The following is a 21,096-nucleotide window of genomic DNA, read 5'->3' as shown; positions in this document are numbered from 1 at the left end:
GCCCGGTAGATTACCGGGTTCATGCCCTCAAGGCTGCCTAATTAAATAAAGTGTCTAACTTTTTGGGTTCACTTCACCTTGCTTGGTCCTTTCTTTATAAACTGACTAATCTGAGCAAAAAATCAACCATTACGATCTCACTGCTGTAAAAGCCACATTAGCCTGAAGCGCAAGGCAAACCAAATCTGCTCTTCACATGTCCACATAGGAAGTCATATTTACAGAACATATAGTATTATCCAATCTATATTTTTAAATAAAAACAGCTAAGAAACTGTCTCCTATGTTCCAGCTAGTGACTATCATTCCATTTGTTCAGAAAGCCCGGGGAAAGGTCTCCTGAACCAATCCTATACATCCTGCTGGCCATATAATAAACGAGAAAGTTCGTCATCCTTTTTTCATACTATAAAACCACTCCTCTTGCCCGCCCCACCTCCTCCTAATTAATATAGACTTTGCTGCAAATAAAAAATTACAGGTTCATTCTATTATTATTTCAAATGATTTTTTAACATGTTGCAAAACTTAAAGGGTGCTGACTGAGTCACCACCCTTTATTCTCTATCCTATCCATTTCCGGCCTTGCAGCAGAATCAGTTGTTTATTAGATAATCATTTTGTTCCTTACTTCTTTCAAATGCTCTGTTTTATATTCGAATACATTGCCTAAGTTGACAATTTGGGTGTTATGTTTATTTGCATCAATGCAATTTCGAGTATCCAAAATTATTTTATGAGCCATCTTATTCGAAAGTTTGTCATAATCCATTTCTTTAAATTCATTATGATCGGTTAAGACAAGAATCAGGTCGGCATCCTTTACAGCGTCTTCGACAGAAACGACTGGCATTTTTCCAGATTGTACATGTGGGTCATGCAAGGATACTTCCACCTGATCCATGCTCATCAGGATATTTACAACATCAATGGCCGGGCTTTCACGGATATCATCTACATTTCCTTTGTAGGCAAGTCCAAAAACCGCTACCTTTGGTTTACGGATACCTTCAAGTAACATCCTGACACAATTGACGATATAATACGGCATAGAAACGTTCGTGTCGCGGGCTAATTTGATGATTCTAGCTGTCTCAGGAGCTTTAGCGACAATGAAATAAGGATCGACCGCGAGACAATGTCCACCTACCCCTGGTCCTGGTTGATGAATATTTACACGTGGATGCTTATTTGCCATTGATATGACATCCAATACATTGATATCCAATTGGAAGCAAACTTTAGCCAACTCATTCGCAAGAGCAATATTCACATCACGGAAGGTATTTTCCATCAACTTGGACATTTCAGCCGTTTTCGCATCCGTACGAATGATTTCCCCTTTAACGAAAGTTTCATAGACAAGGCTTCCTTTGTAGGAGCAGGCTTCTGTAATGCCGCCGACGATTCGGTTATTATGCACCAATTCTTCTAGTATTCTCCCAGGCAAGACACGTTCCGGACAATGTACGAGAAAGATATCTTTCCCGATCGTTAGCCCTGACATCTCAATCAATGGCTTGATATGATCATCCATGCTCCTTGGTGCAATCGTCGATTCAATAATGATGACATTTCCCTTCTGAACAAAAGGAAGAATACTTGAAGTTGCTTGCATAACATAGGTAAGATCACACGATTGGTGTTGATCCTCATTGTTTGGAGTTGGGACCGCAATGATGAAAACATCCGCAGGCTCAGGAATTAAGGCAGCACGAAATCTTTTGGCATCTAGCACTTCATTTAACACTTCTTCTAGTCCAGGTTCTTCAATATGGAGCTTTCCATTATTCAATTTATTAATAACATCAGGATGGATATCCACGCCAACAACATCTACTCCATGTTTTGCGAACATTAAAGATGTTGGAAGTCCTATATAACCTAGTCCCATTGTACATAATTTCATAATAACCACTCCTCATCATATTTTCTTCTAGTATTCTAGTTTTGTTAAGCTGATTGATAGATTTGGATGAAGATTTCTTTCTCTTGCTTCCAATTGTATTTTAGGCGGGCTTTCAGACAGTTGCTGCTCATTTCCGCTCTTTTTTCTGGATGCTTTAATAAATAATTGACTCCGTCCGCAATAGAACGGGGATCATGGGAGTCGACGCACATACCAACTTTCTCAGTGTCTACTACCTTTTGAATTTCTGGAAAGCTGCAGGCGATAACAGGAACTCCGCTCATCATATATTCAAACAACTTATTGGAAGAAGCAGAATAATGATTAAAGCAGACATTATTCAATACCTGAAAACCTAAATATGCGTTTTTCGTATAATGAAGCAAATCATCAACAGGCACCTTCGGGATAAATTTCACCCGATGTTCGAGACCCATTGCCTCTACCTTTTTTATTAATTCAGGCTTGATCTTTCCATCTCCAATGAAAACAAGCGTTCCAGCTTCCATCATCGGCACTGCCTCAACCACTTTCTCTAACCCCCTGCCCGTTTGAATGCCGCCTTGATATAACAATATCGGCTCGTCCTCTGGCAGCTTGAGCAACTCGTGTAAATCCACGACTGTACTTTCCTCAGGCAATGTAGGGATTGGGTAGTTATGGACCACTTTCGGATACAGACCGTATAAGTCTTCATTATATTTAGCACGAGTATGATTTTCGGCAATCATTTCGTCGACAAATTTTAATAGAAATTTTTCCATTATCCCGTAAATCCGGCTATTATAACCGGTTCTGCTCGTTTGAACTTCATGAGAATCATATATGAGCTTTTTACGTCTTAGAAATTTACTGCTGATTGCTCCCTGCATTAACGTATTCAAATCATTCGAATGATAAAAGTCATATTTCTTTTTACGTCCGTAATGAACCATTTGAAAAAAAATATAGCTTCTTGTCAAAAGATTCGGCAGTTTTGTTTTCGTAACAATTGTGGCGATTATTGCAAGAAGCCCCATAACACTCACCAATACGACAGTACTGATCCAGCCCTTAATCAGGTTCATGTTCAACAAGGTATTCCAAACCAATAAAGTGAGAACGGTCAATTCAAACATCTTATTTTTCACTTTTTTCACGATTCTAAGTACTCTATTAAGTCTATCCCAGCGATTATTCACTCGAATGACATTAAATCCATTTTTATGTTTCTCTTTTTTTTGTAATTCTTCATTTTTCCAGTTATGAATGGCAATTAAGTCGACTTCATAACCTTCTTCAGTAAGGGCAGTGCACTCCCTTAGAACCCGTGCATCGTTGGTAAAATGATTCCACACAAACATACATACCTTCTTCGCCATTTTTACCTCCACTTTTCCAGATATGCCGTCAGCTAGATGCTTCCATCACGTTAATGAGCCCTTGAATATTTTTTGACCATAGAAAATTTTGTTTTGCATATCGATGGCCATTTTCACCCAGCTCTTCGCGAAGAGCCTTCTCAGAGGCCATTGTTAAAATATGTTGACTGATTTCATCAACCTTTCTACTATCTGCCACAATCCCGCATTGCGCCTCCGAAATCATTTGCCTGGCGCGCCCGGCGACATCACCGACAATCGGTTTCCCTACACACATATAGTCGATTATTTTTCCAGGCAGCACCTTGTTAAAGACATCCTTCTCAACTAAGCTTACATACGCAATATGGGATGAGGATACTTCTTTAAGAGTCACCCTCCTGTTCATCGCTTTGATGACCCTTATATTGGTCAACCCTTTAGAGGATATCTCGTCTTGGACTTCGGACATTCGATAGCCATATCCAATAATCGTGAATTCAATTTGTTTATGTTCTTTCAGTGTTTCAGCAACTGCTATTAACTTTTTAATATCTTGGGCAAGTCCGATATTACCCGTATAAACGACCTTGATCCTATTTTCCGAAATTGGCGGAAGCCTTTTTTTCAAGTTCAACTCGTCTGCAGTAAGCGAATTTGGAATGAATTGGATATCATCATCTTTGACTCCTTTTGAAAGGATATAATCCCTAAATCCAGGACTATTGATGATAATTTGGTTAGAGTGTCGATATATTTTTCTTTCAAGGAAAAAAGCCATTTTCAAGATCCACTTATTCGTGAATACGCCTACTCCCTGCAATGATTCGGGCCATAAGTCTCTTACATCGGTTATTAGCTTTGCCTTCATCTTTTTCTTGGCAATCAATGCCGCAAATATCGGGAAAATAGGCGGGGTCGTGACAAACACATAGTCATATTTTTTTTCCAATCGAATGATTGTGTAAATGAAGAGCCACATCGCTTCCAAATAATGAAGCAAGCGTCTCCACATATTGCTTGTATACCTCTTCACTTTATCTGGTTGAATCCTGATGATATCTTTTTCCTCAATATCGACTTCATCCCAAAAATGGGAATCTTGATATAAACTTTGATGAGGATAACTCGGCCTCAAAGTGATGACTGTAACCTCATAGCCGCTTCGCTTCAAATTGAGATATACATTTTTCATCCTGTTTCCTGCGCTCCCAATTTCAGGATAAAAGTTTTGCACAATCATCAGGACACTTTTCATATGAGCCTATCACCTCGATTCTTAATATCGTCCTGCTTTTTATTGTAAATGGACGATATTAAGCGGGGGTTAAAGAAATATAAAGTCCCTATTAAGTTTGTAAATATTCTGTTAATTGTTGCGTTAATAAAATTTTTCTTAAGAACAACTCGTTATAATAGGGAGGAAATAAAGAAAGCGAGGAAATCATAATGCCTAAAAATCGTTTAAAGGTCATGACTGTGTTTGGGACAAGACCGGAGGCCATTAAAATGGCACCTGTCGTATTGGAACTGAAAAAACACCAGGAAGAAATCGAAACCATCGTAGTGGTCACCGCCCAGCATCGAGATATGCTTGATCAAGTCCTGCAATGTTTCAAAATAAGACCAGACTACGATTTGAATATGATGAAAGAAAGACAAACATTAGAAGAGATCACAACTCGCGGTATTGGGGAACTGAGCGCTCTTATGAAAGAACTGCAACCAGATATCGTGCTCGTTCATGGAGATACAACGACGACTTTCATCGCCAGCTTAGCCGCTTTTTATAATAAAATTCAAATTGGCCATGTTGAGGCTGGTCTTCGGACGGGTAATAAGTATTCTCCATATCCTGAAGAAATGAATAGACAGCTGACAGGCGTCTTAGCTGATTTGCATTTTGCCCCAACAAATCAGGCAGCAGAGAATCTAATTTTGGAAAATAAAAAGAGTGATTCGATCCATATTACCGGCAATACCGCTATCGACGCTTTGAAAACCACAGTAAGGAAAGACTACGAACATCCAATTCTATCTGGCTTGAATGGAGATCGTATGTTATTGATGACAGCGCACAGACGAGAAAATATCGGTAAACCAATGGAAGAAATATTCCGTTCCGTCAAACGGCTGCTTGAAGATCACACGGATATCCAAGTTGTTTTCCCACTTCATAAAAACCCAGTCGTCCGTGAAATTGCTTACCGGATTTTTGGTGAAACGGAAAGACTTCACTTAATAGAGCCGCTTGAGGTGCTTGATTTTCATAATTTTGCGGCGCACGCCCATCTAATAATGACAGATTCCGGAGGGGTGCAAGAAGAAGCTCCCTCACTTGGTGTTCCTGTCCTTGTATTACGCGATACGACAGAACGGCCAGAAGGGATTGAGGCTGGCACCCTTCTATTGGCAGGAATTGAGGAAGAACGAATTTATCAATTAGCCACAGACTTACTTACAAATGAAGAAGCCTATAAAAAAATGGCGACAGCTTCCAACCCATATGGGGACGGGTTTGCTTCAAAGCGGATTGTTGAAATCCTATTAAAGCATTGTGAAATGAAATCCCCCCTTCCATTATGAAAATAGTTCATGAAAGTAAGATAACGGAAAACGCCTGCCACTTTAGCGGCAGGCGTTTTCTCATTGGGTTGGATTTTAAAACGGATCACTTTCACATTCAGGTTCTAAGCCAATGTCGGCAGTGCTTGTTCTTCAGTTTCAGCACTTATATAGGCGAGTGAAAAGTCTTCTCATGCAATTAAATGCCAACACAATAGCCTGAATGAGACTCAACGTAAATTAAATTGTATGGACCCATAGAGGAGGCCATAAGCATGGAACAAGCTCTTGAAGAGGAAAAAGCTTTTTTAGCCGGATTTCTGGAAGGGTACCGCTTTATTAAAGAGCCCCAGAGATCAGGTGGAGGTCTGACTCTGGTTTAGAGCATACAATCCGATATGCTATAAAAATAGAAATTATTTAATTGGAGGTGTCCAAGATGCGGTGGGATTAAGTTCAGGAGCGTTTTCCTAATGAATGGGTCGTTCTCGAGGCGACCAAGGCGTATTCCAAGGAAGGTCAACGTTTCATTGAAGAGGTGGCCGTTATTGATTCCTACGAGGACTCCACCAAGGAGCTGAACCTTTACTTGTTAAATCTACAATTCACCGACGCCGAACAATCCCGCCAACGCTTTTAAGCCGATAAAAAGATAGACGAAGGTCGTGATCAAAACAGTCGAAATCGTAGTAATGCCAGATTCTTTTGAGTAACGTTTGCGTTTGCGTACATACTGATCATAACGTTTGCAAGAATGCACGCCCCCAAGACAATCGAAGAGAACGGCATACAAAACGTAAACAATCCCTCATCCTGGTAACAAGTTAAGGGATTGTCTTTTTTATTTCATATTACTTGATATGCGAAGGGGTCGTTTTTTGAATATGAACCATAATGTCGAATTGCTCTTGAAGGGAAACATCATCATCATATTGCGGTACGTTAGGAATGATCTGTGCACCGCCATCAAAGAATGGCTGCTTTTCTTTTACCCATTGCTGCGCGGCTCCATTCAATTTGCGAAGATCTAACAGGAACTGATCGTAATGAACTTGTCCAAGCATATGATTGGAGCTGTTCTCGTTCTTCTGAATGGTATCCGCTGCAATCTTATTTTCACTTAATGATATATATGCTGTATATTTGCCTTCCGTGGTGGTGGAGCCAATTGCTACGTATTGATTACCTACACGTTCTTTCAGAAACTCCCCGGCGACTTTAGGATACATCTTCTCAGTGATGACACCTTTAGCTATGTGAATATTGTGCCCCCAAACCATCGTTTTTCCGCCAAGTTTTTCTTGAGCCCAAACAGCGTGCTCGGCTAGATACTGATCATGCAGCTTCACCATGCTCGGATAGTCAGCCGGAATCACCATCTTCGTAAAATTCTCTATCACCTTAGTCGTTTCTTTCACCCAAGCTAGCTCGTGTGAATCAGTCTCATTATTCGACTCCGTTTTGTCTTCAAGTAATTTGACTACTTTTTGCGCATTAGCCATATGCTTTTCTTTCACTTCAGTAGTCAGCTTCATATATTCCTGTAGATTACCTGCCACCGATGACAACTCTTTGTAGCTTTGCTCGACTTCCGGCAGCAAATCAGGATGATGCTCCTTTACATAGTTGATCACTTTATCGAAGACACTTTGATCCAGCATTTTTAAGTCGAGTCCGATAAATTGAATTTTCTTTTTATTTACAGGATCAGCGTTGTATTCCCGCATCCATTCTACCATAGCGACGATCTCATCATTTGGGTACAACAGTTTCAAAAACTCCCTAGGGTCGCCTTTTCCCGTTTGGATATACTCGTTCAGCTTTAAACCGTTGCCCCAATCCTCTTCAATCCCAAAATTGGTAAAGCCTAGCTCAGTGACCAAATACTTCACGAGGCGATGCTTCATCATAAAAATCTCCGAACTTCCGTGAGTAGCCTCTCCTAAACCAACATAATTTGCATTCCCTATCATGTCTTTTAGCGGTTTTAAATCATCCAATGGTTGTTTCGGATCTGACGTCTTCAGTTGCTTCGCCTGTAATTCAAGTGATTTTGCAATACTATTTTGAGATATTCGAGCTGTCTCAACTGGTTGGGTTGTTCCTATTTGATCCGACTTTTCAGCTGGTCTCGTACTGCAACCTGCAGTTAGAGTCGCTGCACTTAGCATTACGGCAACTCCACCGTAAATCATTTTCCTTCTTTTGTTCATGGTATTCACCTCATGGATTTTTTTGAAGTACGACTCTTTCTGCATACAAGCATATTGGGTCGTCTTCAGCAGTCCAATTGTCACTCACTCACTATCATTTAAGCTAGTTACAAATCTACACTATTTCATATGACATGCAATGCTCGCTAACGTATTGATCAGCGCCAACATGTCACAAAGAAAATGATGACATGTTGTCACTGGTGGAGATGACAGCTGTGCGGTTAGTATGGAGCAGTAGGCAACCGCACCAACCTATTTTTTAAAGAGGTGCGGATTCACCTATAGAAAACCGTAGTCAAATCGCATTAACAACTTCAGAACAGTGTTTCCGTCTATGGCGTTTACTTTTTTTGCTGAGGTTGAGCAGGTTGGATATATTCCGAAAATGTCACATAACATTTTTACACTGGTGCGGTTGACGGAAGAAGCCCAACCATACAATACCGCTATTACACGGAGAGGAGCGATGAACCTTATGAAATCAGGTTTCATCCAAAATGGTTATTTTTTATTATTAACTTTCGTTACAGGCTTGTTTTACTTTTGCTTTTATATGGTAGCTCTGTCGTTCAGTTTAAGTCTTTCATTTATAGTAATCGGCATTCCACTATTTACACGAGTACTGCGAACTACGACAACCTTCATCCAATTCGAACGTACGCAGACGAAAGTTTATACAGATATTACGACAGCACATTACGACAAAAAAATAACAACGGATGCATCGATTTGGGTTCATGCCAAATTAGAACTTACGGATCGTCGCAATTGGCTCGCCGTCTTTTGGTTAATGCAGAAGTTGGTGATCGGACTCGTCAGTCTCGTCAGCGTAGCCGTTCTCTATTTAACACCGCTTGCATTCCTGTTGGCACCCATTTTGTATCGATACATCGATATGAATGTCATTTTCATGCAAGTAGATACTTTTGCGAAATCACTCCTTATCATGGTTCTGGGAGCGGTGCTTGCCGCAATAAGCGTCAAGTTGGGTGACCGGTTGACGAAAACATTCGGAGGTTATACGCGAACCATGATTCAACAGCTAGACCGATAGCTACTTTTTTCCGACCTTTATGCAGGTGACGGAGCGTAACAGCCAATTATACACTGCACAAAGGTTTGGTTTATAATACTATAGGAAACAAACAGATAGCTGCTTAGGGGTTGAAAGAATTGTTGGAAATGGTCAAAAAATGGTTTTGGTATGATTGGATTATGCTTGGGCTCCGCCTTATTACTAGCGTTTCGCTCATTCTCACGACGATCAGATTTCAGGAAGGTCTAGCGCTGCCTTTATGGATCGTTATTTTTTGGGAGATTGCCGCTTTCTCCATTCCCTGGATTTGCTTGCTACTCAACTACAAATATTATTTATTCACAGAGATACTGCTCTTTGGCGGGCTATGCGTACATTTAACCTCGTTGTTTCCGGAAGCATTCCCTTCATTTCTTGTATCAGTCTTTCAGATCGCAGCGAATAGCGCTCGTCTGTCTTATCATTGGACGGCACCGGCAACGGTCTTGGTAATACCCGGAATTTTTTATGTTGTTTCGCCAAATAACAGCTATTGGGTCATGGTCACCTACTACGGACTTGCTTATGTGATGGGATTCGCTTTTCATTTATTGACCGTCAATCATCGGCAAAATGAAACGATCCGCAAGCAAAACGCGGTGCTTGAGCAATATATGTCCCAAATCGAGCGTATTACGCTGGCAGAAGAGCGAAACAGGCTGTCTAGGGAGCTTCACGATACTGTCGGTCATGCTTATACTTCCATCATCATGGGTATGGAAACGTTGCGCCCCGAGCTTGCTAACGAAACGGGTATACAGAGGCTGGATTCCTTGCTTGAGTTGGGCCGCAAAAGTATAGAGGAAGTGAGGGGCTACTTGCATCAAATGGAGTCTCCACAGCAGTCGCTTTCCTTGGTCCAATCTCTGCAAAAGCTTGGGGATGAATTTCAGGAGCATGCCCGGGTCGAGGTAAGCTTTCGTGCGTTCGGAGAGGAGCCCCGACTGTCCCGACAAGCGAAAATGGCGTTCATTCGCTGCTTGCAGGAGTCGCTTACGAATGCGGTTCGTCACGGTCAGGCGACGGATATCACCGTTTCTTTGCAATTTGGGCACCAGGATACAAGGTTGGAGGTGCATGACAACGGAAGAGGGATGGAAGAATGGCAGGAGGGCTTCGGCATGAACGCGATGAAGGAGCGGGCCATGAATTTGCAAGGTCAAGTGTTCGTCTATACGAAACCAGGGGACGGTACGCTTGTCACCTGTACGTTGCCGCGACAAGCGGAAATGGAGAACGACCTTATTCAGCTGTTGATCGTCGACGACCAGCCGTTTATTCGGGAAAGTCTGCAGGTGCTGCTCGACAAGTACCAAGACTTGAACGTAGTCGGCTCGGCAGAGGATGGCGAACAAGCCGTCGACCTGTGCGGACGCCTCCAGCCTCACTTAGTGCTAATGGATTTGGATATGCCACGCATGAATGGAGCCGAAGCAACCAAAATGATCAAGAAGCAATGGCCGCATATTCGCGTATTGATTTTCACGACGTTTCAGGATGCGGAGCAAGCGTTGGACTTACTGCGCAGTGGTGCGGACGGCTTCCTGCTAAAATCAGCCGAACCGTTAGAGCTGGCCGATACCATCCGGCTTATTCACAGAGGAGGCACATTAATCGATCGAGGGATGTCCCATAAAATATTCAAGAAGCTCAATAAGAGCGTCGAATCTACGCAATTGAAAGCCACCAACGACTATGATCTGACTAACAGGGAAATAGAAATATTGCAGCTTGTTGCCAAAGGGCTCCGGTACAAGACGATAGCGTCCAAGCTGTATTTGTCGGACGGCACGGTCAGAAACTACGCCTCCTCGGCCTATATTAAGCTAGGAGTACGCAACAAGGAAGAAGCCGTCCAGAAAGCATTGGAGATCGGAATCATCGTTAGCTAGAATTCGAAGGACAAAACTGAAAGAACAGGCAACTGATTCTGAGAGTGCCGTTCATTGGGACTTGAATTTCACAAAATGAATGTAAAAATGGCCGAAAATACGACTTGTATCTCCGGCCATCTTTTATTTCAGCCAAACACATGAAAATAATTCAAGACATTTTTTCCAATCAGTAAAATCGTGACGCAAATGAATAATAAACGCACATAAGAAGCACCTTTCTTAATTGCGAAATTCGTTCCGACCAAGGCTCCTGCAACCATTGCAAGCCCCATCGGAATTCCATAGGCAAAATTGACGGTCCCCATTGATAAGAAAATGATAAGTGCGGCTATATTGCTTCCAAAGTTCAATATTCTTGCATTCCCAGCTGCCTGGACAAAATCAAACCCTATGATCAAAAATGAAAATAATAAAAAGGAACCTGTGCCTGGTCCAAGAAAACCATCATAAAAGCCAATGGCAAATATAATGACAATCAAAAGAATCATTTTCTTCCGTTTCAGTCCTTTATACTTTGCATCTTTACCCCAATCCTTTTTTACCACCGTGTAAATCGCAACAATGACCAATAGGATCAAAATGAGGGGCTTTAAGATCTCTGCGGAAACGAAATGGACAACATATGCTCCTATTGCCGCTCCAACCACAGTAATCGGAAACAGCTTGATGACGAATTTGAAATTGACTTTTCCAGCCCGAATGAATGAAATCGTACTCGTTAAAGAGCCCATTGTACCCGCCAGCTTATTGGTGGCAAGTGCCGCTGAAGGCGAAATCCCCGTGAACAATAAAGCCGGAATCGAAATTAACCCGCCTCCGCCAACAACGGAATCAATGAATGCGGCAATAAAACCGGCCAGTATTAAAAATAGCAAAGTATAGAGATTGATATCCTCCATGTATTCCCCTTCTTTCATAAACACTCACTAAAACGACATTACTCATTTTTCAACCAGATGGTCGAATAATCTTTCCTCTGAAGTCACCGTAAACCCATGCCGTTTAAGCAAAGCCGCGGTCACCCCATTCCCTACCTTCTTCTTCCCCTTGAAATCACCATTATAAATCGTCGCACTTCCACAGGATGGACTATTTTCTTTTAATACGACTAGCGTCGCTCCGACTTCCTGGGCTTTCAATAATGTAAGATTGGCTCCTTTTATGTACAATTCCGTTACATCCCGGCCAGACTTTTCAATTATCTTCGCTTTTCCATCAAGGACATCCTCACCTTCACCGCCAATTATCTCAGCAGGTTCCCTAGGCGTCGAAAAACCTCCAAGCAACTCAGGGCAAACCGATATAGCCTTTTTCTCCCTCATTAATTCCAGAATCCTATCATCCAGGCTGTGTGTACCGTTGTATCTCACCTCAAGACCTGCTAAACAAGAACTCACCAAAATCATCAAATCACCCCAGCTCATGCTTTTTACACCATTTTACCATTCTTTTAGCATCTTCATTTCGAATATTGACCATCAACCAGAACTTTGCGGTGACGGAAGATAAGTCGTTGGTCGATTTATTAACGCGTAGGTCATTAATGCTGAATTCCGCCAACCAAATCAACAAAAAAAGCGCTTGCAGCGAAATGAATTCTCTGCAAGCACTTATCTATTAGTTAGTCGAGTTCAATGATAGTAGTTGGTACGTAATGATGGTTTTTCCACTGGTCCATTCAACTTTTTGGATAACAGCTGTTCCGCTTGAATCAGATTGAATCGTTTTGCGGACATCGATTGGGATATCGATCGGGTATAACCGGTAACCTTCTTTCGACAGCCGAAAAATATTTTCTTCTTCACGGGTTTCGTTCCCTTTTGTAACGATCATGGTATTGAGTTCCATAGGCATGCCCATGTGTATTTCCTCCTCTTGCAAATATACTTTGAATATACTTCATTCTATCATCATTCAGTTTTGTTTTTCATCCAAGATGTTAAATCTTCGACAACTTTTCTGTTAACGGCCGGCGGGAAGAAATGTGTGAATTGAGGAAAATACCAGCTTTCGACCTCTTTGTCGTGCATTTTCAACCTTTTCTCCAACCGGTACGCGTGTTCAATGGCGACATTGTCATCTTTTTCACCATGAATGATCAGAACGGGCACATTCAAATCTTCAATTGCAAACAATGGTGTACGGTATTCATATTGTTCTGGGCATTTTTTTGGTGTTCCGCCGATGACCCGCTTCATCATCCGACGCATATCGACACGCTCGACGTATGTTAAAAACATATCCGATACACCACCCCATGTGACGATTGACGCTGCACTCCTGCAGTATATCCCCGTCCAAAGCGCCATGATGCCGCCTCGGGAAAATCCGAGGATATGAATGTGATCCTTGTTCACTCGGGGGTGCTGTTCAAGAAGATTGAATCCTGATATCGCGTCGAACCTATCTTCGCCTCCAAAATCCTCATCTCCCTCTCCGCCTTGATTTCCACGGTAAAAAGGGGCAAAAACGATGAAACCTTCCACGGCATACTGCACAATCCTTGCTGGCCTCACCTTGCCGACATTTTTAATCCCCCCGCGTAAATATAAGAAGGCATCATGAATTTCGCCATCAACCGGTTCAGCTAGTAACCCTTTTACTTTCAGGCCTTGTGATATGTATGTAACTGAATAAAGATGGATTTGTGGATGCGGTGATGGAAACCGCCTTTTTGAAATAATCGTTCCGTTCTCCAATTTTCCACTCTCCTTTCTCTTTAATCTTATTGTAAAACATCCGCTTGTTTTTATCCCCTGGGAGGCATTCACATTTTTTTCTTCCATTCATACGATAATGTAGGCAAAATACCTATTTATCAAGGAGGAAGGAATTTTGAAAAAATGGTGTAAAGCAGGTGTCGTATTTATACTTCTGTGCATGCTGGTCCCGCTCGGAGCATGTGGCAACAAGGACAAGGAAACAACGAAGGTGAGGGTGGCTGAAGTAACCCGCTCCCTTTTCTATACACCGCAATATGTAGCGATCGAAAAGGGATTTTTTAAAGATGAGGGCCTAAGCATTGATTTGAAAACGACGGCAGGCGGCGACAAGACGATGACCACATTACTGTCCGATGGAGCGGATATTGCTCTAGTTGGGTCTGAAACATCGATCTACGTTCAAGCCCAGGGTTCTAATGACCCCGTCATCAACTTCGCTCAATTAACACAGACGGATGGAACGTTTCTTGTTTCACGTGAAAAAATTGATAACTTCAGATGGGATATGCTGAAAAACTCTACATTCCTAGGCCAGCGAAAAGGCGGGATGCCGCAGATGGCCGGCGAGTTCGTATTGAAAAAACATAACATAGACCCGAAAAAAGATTTGAACCTCATCCAAAATATTGATTTTGCGAATGTAGCAACTGCCTTCGCCTCCGGAACCGGCGATTTTGTTCAACTGTTCGAACCAACTGCCAGTGTGTTTGAAAAAGAAGGAAAAGGCTATATTGTCGCTTCTTTCGGCACCGAATCCGGGCATCTTCCCTATACGGTTTATATGGCTAAGGAAAGCTATTTGAAAGAAGACAAATTGACTGTCGAAAAATTCACGAGGGCATTGAAGAAAGCACAGGATTGGGTTCAGGAAAATGATGCTTCGGAAGTCGCCAAAGTCATTCAGCCGTATTTTGAAGATACCAATATCGAGACCATGGAAACAGTTATCAACCGCTACAAAGAACAAGGTTCATTTGCCACCGACCCCATTCTTGATGAAGAAGAATGGAACAATCTGCAAAACATCATGGATGAAGCAGGCGAGCTGCCTTCACGTATAAGCCATGATGAGCTGGTCAATACCGATTTTGCTGAAGAAGTCATAAAATAGCATAACTAAAGGTAAGGAGGATGTCCGATGAGCTTTTTAAAAATCCAAGACATTCACCATACTTATTTTTCAAATCAGACGGCAGCGACCGCACTCGCGGACATTTCCCTCGACATTGAAAAAGGTGAATTCGTCTCCTTTCTAGGTCCGAGCGGCTGCGGAAAGACTACCCTGCTTTCCATCATCGCTGGACTATTTTCGCCCACCTCTGGAAAGATCCTGCTCGAAAACAAACCGCTGAAGGCCAACAGTGACCTTTCAATTGGCTATATGCTGCAGCAGGATTATCTATTTCCATGGAAGACGATAGAAGAAAATGTTTTATTAGGATTGAAACTGATTAAAAAAGATGAAGGCCTTGAGAGAATAAAGACGCTGAAACTATTAAGTGACGTTGGATTGGGAGGCACCGGAAAATTATATCCGCGCGAACTCTCAGGCGGAATGAGGCAAAGGGCTGCACTGGCACGGACACTAGCGGTCGACCCAAAAATCCTTTTGCTTGATGAACCCTTCTCGGCCCTTGATTACCAAACGAAGTTGAAGCTGGAAGACCTTGTTTTTGAAACCCTGAAATCGTTCGGAAAGACAGCCGTGCTCGTCACCCATGATATCGGTGAAGCCATCGCAATGAGTGACCGCATCTATCTGTTTTCCGCGAACCCGGGAAGCGTGCACAAAACATTCGAGGTGCCCGATGAACTGCGTGAACTGACGCCTTTCCATGCCCGCAACCATCCACAGTATCCAATGCTATTCCAAACGATCTGGAAGGAGCTTGAGAGCCTTGAATATTGAACAGCTTCATAACCAATATAAAACCAAGTTAAAAAAGGAAAACAGGCTCATTCGCTTTTATCAGATCCTGATTTTCATCGTTTTTTTCAGCAGTTGGGAACTTTTTTCCCGGATGGAATGGATAGATCCGCTCATCTTCAGCTCCCCAACCAAAGTGTGGCATCTTTTCATAAAAAAATTGGGTGATGGAACACTGCTTTCCCATTCCGGAGTGACGCTATTCGAGACGGTTCTCGGCTTTATCATAGGGACACTGCTTGGAACGATCCTTGCATCCCTGCTTTGGTGGTCGCCAAGATTATCAAAAACGCTTGACCCCTATCTCGTCATTTTAAATGCCATGCCGAAAGTGGCACTCGGCCCCATCATCATCGTAGCATTCGGCCCTGGCTTTCCATCCATCATCTCGATGGGGGCGATCATCTCCATCATCATCACCACCATCGTTGTCTACACCGCATTTCGCGAAGTGGACCCGAACTACCTAAAGGTACTCCAAACTTTTGGCGCCACAAGAACACAAGCCTTTCGGGAAGCCATATTACCCGCCTCCTTCCCAACGATCATCTCGACATTGAAAGTGAATGTCGGACTCTCCTGGGTCGGCGTCATCGTCGGGGAATTCCTTGTCTCGGCGAAAGGACTCGGTTACCTAATCATTTATGGCTTTCAAGTCTTCAACTTCACCCTCGTCATGCTCGCCTTGATGATCATCGCCGTCTTTGCCACCATCATGTATCAACTTGTCGAACTGCTTGAACGAAAATTAATCAAAGACTAACCTACTGCCGAAAACCCTCGGCAGTTTTTCATTTATGCTGGGATAACTCTGAGTTTGGGCAATTTATCGTGAGTTTGGGCGCTTTACTCGTGAATTTGAGCACTTTACTCGAGAATTTGGGCGCTTTACTCGTGAGTTTGGGCTTTACTCGTGAATTTAGGCAATTTACTCGTGAGTTTAGCCAATTTACTCGTGAATTTGAGCGCTTTACTCGTGAGTTTAGGCGTTTTACTCGTGAGTTTAGGCAATTTACTCGTGAATTTGAGCGTTTTACTCGTGAATTCCAGGCTTTACTCGTGAGTTTGTCCCATTTACTCTTTTTTAGAGAGAATTACTGCTAACCAGCTTTGATATGCTCAACGGCACAATCTCATCTTTCATGATGAAACTAAACTCATCACCCAGTACAGCCGGCAATGCTTCCAAAAAGATCGGGCCGTCCGTTTCCAGGTAATCTTCTTTCTTTTTCACCTCACGCAAATTAGCATAGAATATCGATTTAACGATTGGCTTCACTGGATCATGTACTTTATATTGTCCCAGAAATTGAAGCTGCCCCACCAAGCCCCCTGTTTCTTCATACACTTCCCGTATGGCTGTTTCTTCAATCGACTCCCCTGCTTCCCGCTTACCTCCCGGGAACTCCAACCCCCGCTCTCTGTGTTTGGTCAATACCCACCTTCCCTTGTACCTGCTGAGTACAAAAACATGCCAAGACTCTCCAAAAACAGGATCCTCGGAGAATTCCACCTTGTATCCGTTCGTATCAAAAAAACGTTTCATTTTTCCCCTTCTCTCCATATAAGAAATAATGCTTTATTTCATTGGACTCGTCTTTCATTATATGGATAAAAAAAACCACAATCCAGCAAGAATCTCCATTACATCAAAAAAACGATGGCCCCCTCAATATTCGAGGCCATCGTCTGTTGGTTTTGCCTGTAAAATCCCCATACTTTCTATATGCCGTCTTCCTTCTTCTGTACCTAGTGCATAAATCATCTCATAAATTTTTTGGAGAGTGATATCCTGTTTATCATTTTCCCGGTCAAAATGATATTGAAGGTATGGGACATGTGCCCTGTAAAAGTTTTCTTCCCCTATCGAATAATTATAATCAAATAACTCACGTAACTGGATGATTTCATTATCGGTCGCCTCGATCTCAAAATTCCATGGAGAACTTTCTCTATCCTGTGTTATCTGCCCGTTCGGAAGCCAAATGTAATACTTTTTCCTGTTTTCAGACACATTCATCCACCCTTTCCATAAATCCTACGCTTATTTTTTCACCTATTTCCCTACTTCATACAATGGAAAATTTTGTTTACAGAAGTACAAAGATGTTAAATAATAGATTAAAGTATCTTTCAAAGGGTAAAACATATAATAAGCCCAAGCATCCCTTCAGATTTTTATATGCACCCAGAGGTTTTTTTGATAACCTACATATAAAGAGATAACGATTTCTAATAAATGTGAGGTGAAAGTTTTGAAGTTAATTGAAGAATTATACAATATGTACCGTAATAAGATGACTGGTGATGAAGAAGATATTGATATGCTTACTTTTGCGGTTCTGGAGCAATTGGACCGTAAGGAGATTTTCGAATTGCTTCAAGAGATGGATGATCAAGAACTAACCAATCTAATGGGCCTTTACATTATTGAAACGTTAAAAGGGAAGTTCGCTCAAAATAGCATGAACGACACGAAACCTACACACTTTCCGCCACGGAATATTCATTAATACATACCTGTCTGGTGTCCCTCCTTTGATGGATGCCTTTTTTATTGTTTTAATTTTTCCTCCATTTAAAAAAAGCCCTACCGAAGTAGAGCTTTCCCTAAACCTTAATGTCCTAAATACGCACGCAGCATCCAAGCATGTTTGTTTAAGCTTTTCTTCATGCCTGTCAGCATATCGGCCGTAACCGGATCTTCTTCTTCGGCCACTTCGATAATTTCTAAGAACTCTCCGGAAAGCTTCTCAAAATCACTGATGACGCTTTGAACCATGTCTTCAGTATTTTCGTTACCTGTCGCTTCTTCGATCGTAGTCAATTCCAAGTACTCTTTAAGGGTAGCGACCGGTTTTTCCCCAATGGCCAATAGTCTTTCAGCCAATTCATCATAATTGGCTGTCACTTCTATATATAGTTCTTCCAATTTTTGATGAAGTTCAAAGAAGTGCGGTCCATTCACGAACCAGTGGTAATTATGAATTTTCGTATAAAGAACACTGAAATTTGCAATTTCCTTATTCACTAATATTCCTAGTTTTTTCTGAGCCATAAATATCTACCTCCGTAAGTTGGTTATACCTTTATAATTCCCTCTATTCTAAAATTGAAACATTATCCGCTCCGGTTCTTATGCTAAAATGAATCTAAATTGTGAACGTTAGGAGCTGTAAAGAATGATTACGGTTTTAGTTATCTCCATTATTGTGATTCTGATTGTTTTGGCATTATCCGTCCTGACAATCGGAAAAGGTTACAGCTATAAGCATACAGTGGATCCCATTGACCCTTTGCCAGAGGATGAGGGGAAAAAGGAAGAACCCGAAAAATGAAAAAAAGTTCCTGTCACAAACTGACAGGAACTTTTTTTATTAACCGAAAACTTTATGAAGGTCTTCTTTATCTTGAGCAAGCCAGAAATTCATTAATTTCTTTGCTCCTTCAAGATCATGCAATTTTGCTTGGCCGCATTGTTTTTCATTTGCAGCTGGAATTTCTGTAATTTGAACAGCATCCCTGAATGTATCTTCAAGTACATCGATTATTTCCGTTACTGACGGTTCGCCGCTGACCACAAGGTAATATCCTGTTTGACATCCCATTGGCGAAATATCGATAATATCAAAATGATCGTAGCGCTCAGAATGCTTACGGATATTGAAAGCAAGCAAGTGTTCCAATGTATGGATCGTATCCGGCTTCATCGCTTGTTTATTAGGCTGGCAAAAACGGATATCAAATTTATTAACAACACCATCTGTTCCTACCTTATGGACACCGCAATGTCTAACATATGGGGCTTTAACAGCGTTATGATCTAATTCAAAGCTTTCAACTGAAGGCATTTAATTCACTCCTTAATTGTATGTATCTCTATTCTACCTTGAATAACAATAAATTTCATCCATTAAAAACAATTCTTATTAAATCCATCGGATTACCCATATACTCATTCCTTTTTTACCCTTATTGGAAATTTAGAAAATATGCTATAATTGAGGGTAGTGAATTTACTCGAAAAGAGATGAAAGCATCGTGTTTAAAAAAATATTAATGGGAATCATCCGTTTTTACCAAGTTGCCATTTCACCATTAAAACCGCCTACTTGCCGTTTTTACCCAACTTGTTCCCATTATGGTTTGGAAGCGATCAACCGTTTTGGCCCTATAAAAGGAAGCTGGTTAGCCATCGTCCGGATTCTTAAATGTCATCCGTTTCATCCAGGAGGCATTGACCTTGTTCCAGAAAAAAAGAAAAAAGGTGAAGACCATTAGAAAAAAACCTTGCTTTCTTTTATAATTTTTTGTATTATACAGAAGTCAAATCGTAATCATTTCGTTTTTATAGATCAAATCGTAATCAATACGAATTATAAAGGAGCATTTCCATATGAAAAATCGAGCATTGCTCTCTCTTTTCCTTGTTACTGTGCTGTTTTTGTCAGCCTGCGGCAACTCAAAGGGAGATTCCACTAAAGAAGCCAAGGATACCTTAGATATTTATACGACGGTGTACCCATTACAATACTTCACGGAAGCCATTGGCGGGGAGTATGTGAACGTCAAAACGGTTTATCCACCCGGAACGGATGAACACTCTTTTGAACCCTCTCAAAAGGATATTGTAAAAATGGCGGAGTCAGACCTGTTTTTCTATATTGGCTATAATCTTGAAGGCTTCGTGACGAAGGCTCAACCAATTTTAAGTAAAGAAGGCGTCAGAACAGTCGCAGTAGGCGAAACGGTTCATCTTAATGAAGGTGAGCATGCATACGAAGACGAAGACGAGCATGAACACGAAGACAGTCATGACCATGGGGGCGTTAATCCCCATTTGTGGTTAGATCCCATCTATTCCATTGACATGGCTAAAACCATCAAGGACGAATTAACGAAGAAAATGCCTGAACATAAAGACTATTTCAACAGCCACTTCAACGAGCTTTCAAAAAAACTGAAGGCACTTGATAAAAAACTCGCGACGACAATCGAGTCGGGCCGTACCAAAAAGATCATCGTTTCCCATTCCGCATATGGTTATTGGGAGGAACGCTACGGACTTGAACAGATTGGAGTTACAGGACTAACGTCTTCAAACGAACCCTCTCAAAAGGAACTTGCGAAAATCGTAACCATGGCCGATAAAGAAGACTTGAACTATGTCATCTTTGAGCAGAATATCAGTTCTAAACTAACAGAGATCATCCAAAAGGAAATGGGAGCGAAATCGCTTAAGCTCCATAACCTATCCGTGTTGACGGATAAAGATATCGAAGCGGGCGAAGATTACTTCAGTTTAATGGAAAATAATATAAAGACACTGCAAACTGCGTTGCAATAGTCAAAAAAGGCGGGTCCTGACGGAGGGCACTGAAAAAGTCCCTTCGGACCAATAGAGGTAGATTTTCTCAGTTTATTCTGAGGAAATCTACCTTTTTTT

The 21,096-nt window shown here is 41.7% G+C and carries 23 protein-coding genes; 10 read left to right on the top strand and 13 right to left on the bottom strand.

The window, feature by feature from the left end:
- Positions 1-607 precede the first annotated feature (607 nt).
- Genes ACFX4X_RS22925 through ACFX4X_RS22915 form a run of 3 tightly spaced genes read right to left on the bottom strand, consistent with a single transcriptional unit; the run spans position 608 to position 4,507 of the window.
- A complete protein-coding gene (locus ACFX4X_RS22925; protein ID WP_377386763.1) occupies positions 608-1,909 on the bottom strand; it encodes a nucleotide sugar dehydrogenase in 1,302 nt (433 codons plus the stop codon).
- A gap of 44 nt (positions 1,910-1,953) precedes the next feature.
- Positions 1,954-3,270: a glycosyltransferase gene (locus ACFX4X_RS22920; protein ID WP_377386760.1), complete on the bottom strand. Its 1,317-nt coding sequence runs from the start codon at positions 3,268-3,270 to the stop codon at positions 1,954-1,956.
- A 28-nt stretch (positions 3,271-3,298) separates the two neighbouring features.
- The gene (locus ACFX4X_RS22915) at positions 3,299-4,507 is read right to left on the bottom strand and encodes a glycosyltransferase family 4 protein (RefSeq protein ID WP_377386757.1); all 1,209 of its coding nucleotides are present in this window, start codon (positions 4,505-4,507) and stop codon (positions 3,299-3,301) included.
- 191 nt (positions 4,508-4,698) lie between these two features.
- Between ACFX4X_RS22915 and wecB the strand changes: the two genes are divergently transcribed.
- Entirely contained in the window at positions 4,699-5,835 is a 1,137-nt protein-coding gene (wecB, locus tag ACFX4X_RS22910) for a non-hydrolyzing UDP-N-acetylglucosamine 2-epimerase (protein ID WP_377386754.1), read from the top strand.
- Between the two features lie 577 nt (positions 5,836-6,412).
- On the opposite strand, the gene ACFX4X_RS22905 is transcribed toward wecB, so the two are convergent.
- Together ACFX4X_RS22905 and ACFX4X_RS22900 are read right to left on the bottom strand one after the other, a co-directional pair.
- Positions 6,413-6,574: a hypothetical protein gene (locus tag ACFX4X_RS22905; protein ID WP_377386751.1), complete on the bottom strand. Its 162-nt coding sequence runs from the start codon at positions 6,572-6,574 to the stop codon at positions 6,413-6,415.
- A gap of 91 nt (positions 6,575-6,665) precedes the next feature.
- A complete protein-coding gene (locus ACFX4X_RS22900) occupies positions 6,666-8,027 on the bottom strand; it encodes an erythromycin esterase family protein (protein WP_377386748.1) in 1,362 nt (453 codons plus the stop codon).
- Between the two features lie 478 nt (positions 8,028-8,505).
- Here ACFX4X_RS22900 and ACFX4X_RS22895 point away from each other — a divergent pair, with 478 nt between their 5' ends.
- A complete protein-coding gene (locus ACFX4X_RS22895) occupies positions 8,506-9,084 on the top strand; it encodes a sensor domain-containing protein (protein WP_284471991.1) in 579 nt (192 codons plus the stop codon).
- Positions 9,085-9,203: 119 nt separating this feature from the next.
- Positions 9,204-10,997 carry a response regulator gene (locus ACFX4X_RS22890; RefSeq protein ID WP_377386745.1) on the top strand — a complete coding sequence of 598 codons (1,794 nt, stop codon included), beginning with the start codon at positions 9,204-9,206 and terminating at the stop codon, positions 10,995-10,997.
- A 128-nt stretch (positions 10,998-11,125) separates the two neighbouring features.
- On the opposite strand, the gene ACFX4X_RS22885 is transcribed toward ACFX4X_RS22890, so the two are convergent.
- The 4 genes from ACFX4X_RS22885 to ACFX4X_RS22870 form a co-directional block, all read right to left on the bottom strand.
- Positions 11,126-11,899: a sulfite exporter TauE/SafE family protein gene (locus ACFX4X_RS22885; protein ID WP_377386742.1), complete on the bottom strand. Its 774-nt coding sequence runs from the start codon at positions 11,897-11,899 to the stop codon at positions 11,126-11,128.
- Between the two features lie 42 nt (positions 11,900-11,941).
- On the bottom strand, positions 11,942-12,406 hold the full coding sequence (locus ACFX4X_RS22880) for a 2-thiouracil desulfurase family protein (RefSeq protein WP_284471990.1): 465 nt from the start codon (positions 12,404-12,406) through the stop codon (positions 11,942-11,944).
- Positions 12,407-12,617: 211 nt separating this feature from the next.
- On the bottom strand, positions 12,618-12,860 hold the full coding sequence (locus ACFX4X_RS22875; protein ID WP_089362659.1) for a DUF2584 domain-containing protein: 243 nt from the start codon (positions 12,858-12,860) through the stop codon (positions 12,618-12,620).
- Between the two features lie 50 nt (positions 12,861-12,910).
- Positions 12,911-13,699: an alpha/beta hydrolase family protein gene (locus ACFX4X_RS22870; RefSeq protein ID WP_377386739.1), complete on the bottom strand. Its 789-nt coding sequence runs from the start codon at positions 13,697-13,699 to the stop codon at positions 12,911-12,913.
- A gap of 136 nt (positions 13,700-13,835) precedes the next feature.
- Between ACFX4X_RS22870 and ACFX4X_RS22865 the strand changes: the two genes are divergently transcribed.
- Genes ACFX4X_RS22865 through ACFX4X_RS22855 form a run of 3 tightly spaced genes read left to right on the top strand, consistent with a single transcriptional unit; the run spans position 13,836 to position 16,413 of the window.
- Positions 13,836-14,834 carry an ABC transporter substrate-binding protein gene (locus ACFX4X_RS22865; RefSeq protein ID WP_375166196.1) on the top strand — a complete coding sequence of 333 codons (999 nt, stop codon included), beginning with the start codon at positions 13,836-13,838 and terminating at the stop codon, positions 14,832-14,834.
- Between the two features lie 27 nt (positions 14,835-14,861).
- Positions 14,862-15,632, top strand: a complete 771-nt coding sequence (locus tag ACFX4X_RS22860) for an ABC transporter ATP-binding protein (protein WP_089362658.1) — start codon at positions 14,862-14,864, stop codon at positions 15,630-15,632.
- On the top strand, positions 15,622-16,413 hold the full coding sequence (locus ACFX4X_RS22855) for an ABC transporter permease (protein WP_284469434.1): 792 nt from the start codon (positions 15,622-15,624) through the stop codon (positions 16,411-16,413). The genes ACFX4X_RS22860 and ACFX4X_RS22855 overlap by 11 nt, the downstream gene beginning before the upstream one ends.
- A gap of 321 nt (positions 16,414-16,734) precedes the next feature.
- Here ACFX4X_RS22855 and ytkD read toward each other — a convergent pair whose 3' ends face one another.
- Together ytkD and ACFX4X_RS22845 are read right to left on the bottom strand one after the other, a co-directional pair.
- Entirely contained in the window at positions 16,735-17,196 is a 462-nt protein-coding gene (ytkD, locus tag ACFX4X_RS22850; RefSeq protein ID WP_284469433.1) for an RNA deprotection pyrophosphohydrolase, read from the bottom strand.
- A gap of 123 nt (positions 17,197-17,319) precedes the next feature.
- Positions 17,320-17,670, bottom strand: coding sequence for a hypothetical protein (locus ACFX4X_RS22845; RefSeq protein ID WP_061465327.1), 351 nt, complete (start codon positions 17,668-17,670; stop codon positions 17,320-17,322).
- Between the two features lie 235 nt (positions 17,671-17,905).
- Here ACFX4X_RS22845 and ACFX4X_RS22840 point away from each other — a divergent pair, with 235 nt between their 5' ends.
- The gene (locus ACFX4X_RS22840) at positions 17,906-18,163 is read left to right on the top strand and encodes a DUF6154 family protein (protein WP_061465328.1); all 258 of its coding nucleotides are present in this window, start codon (positions 17,906-17,908) and stop codon (positions 18,161-18,163) included.
- Positions 18,164-18,267: 104 nt separating this feature from the next.
- Here ACFX4X_RS22840 and ACFX4X_RS22835 read toward each other — a convergent pair whose 3' ends face one another.
- Entirely contained in the window at positions 18,268-18,708 is a 441-nt protein-coding gene (locus ACFX4X_RS22835) for a Dps family protein (RefSeq protein WP_377386732.1), read from the bottom strand.
- Positions 18,709-18,832: 124 nt separating this feature from the next.
- On the opposite strand from ACFX4X_RS22835, the gene ytzI reads away from it, so the two are divergent.
- Positions 18,833-18,988, top strand: a complete 156-nt coding sequence (gene ytzI / locus ACFX4X_RS22830) for a YtzI protein (RefSeq protein ID WP_081108936.1) — start codon at positions 18,833-18,835, stop codon at positions 18,986-18,988.
- 39 nt (positions 18,989-19,027) lie between these two features.
- Here ytzI and ACFX4X_RS22825 read toward each other — a convergent pair whose 3' ends face one another.
- Positions 19,028-19,501 (bottom strand): S-ribosylhomocysteine lyase, encoded by a 474-nt coding sequence (locus ACFX4X_RS22825; protein WP_377386729.1) that lies wholly within the window; start codon positions 19,499-19,501, stop codon positions 19,028-19,030.
- A gap of 208 nt (positions 19,502-19,709) precedes the next feature.
- Between ACFX4X_RS22825 and yidD the strand changes: the two genes are divergently transcribed.
- Both yidD and ACFX4X_RS22815 read left to right on the top strand, forming a co-directional pair.
- Entirely contained in the window at positions 19,710-19,931 is a 222-nt protein-coding gene (gene yidD, locus ACFX4X_RS22820; RefSeq protein ID WP_375166273.1) for a membrane protein insertion efficiency factor YidD, read from the top strand.
- A 115-nt stretch (positions 19,932-20,046) separates the two neighbouring features.
- The gene (locus ACFX4X_RS22815) at positions 20,047-20,997 is read left to right on the top strand and encodes a metal ABC transporter solute-binding protein, Zn/Mn family (RefSeq protein WP_377386726.1); all 951 of its coding nucleotides are present in this window, start codon (positions 20,047-20,049) and stop codon (positions 20,995-20,997) included.
- Positions 20,998-21,096 lie beyond the last annotated feature (99 nt).

This window comes from Peribacillus sp. YIM B13481 (genome assembly GCF_042787985.1).
GTDB classification, from domain to species: Bacteria; Bacillota; Bacilli; order Bacillales; family DSM-1321; genus Peribacillus; species Peribacillus simplex_A.
This window is presented reverse-complemented; position numbering and strand designations above follow the sequence as displayed.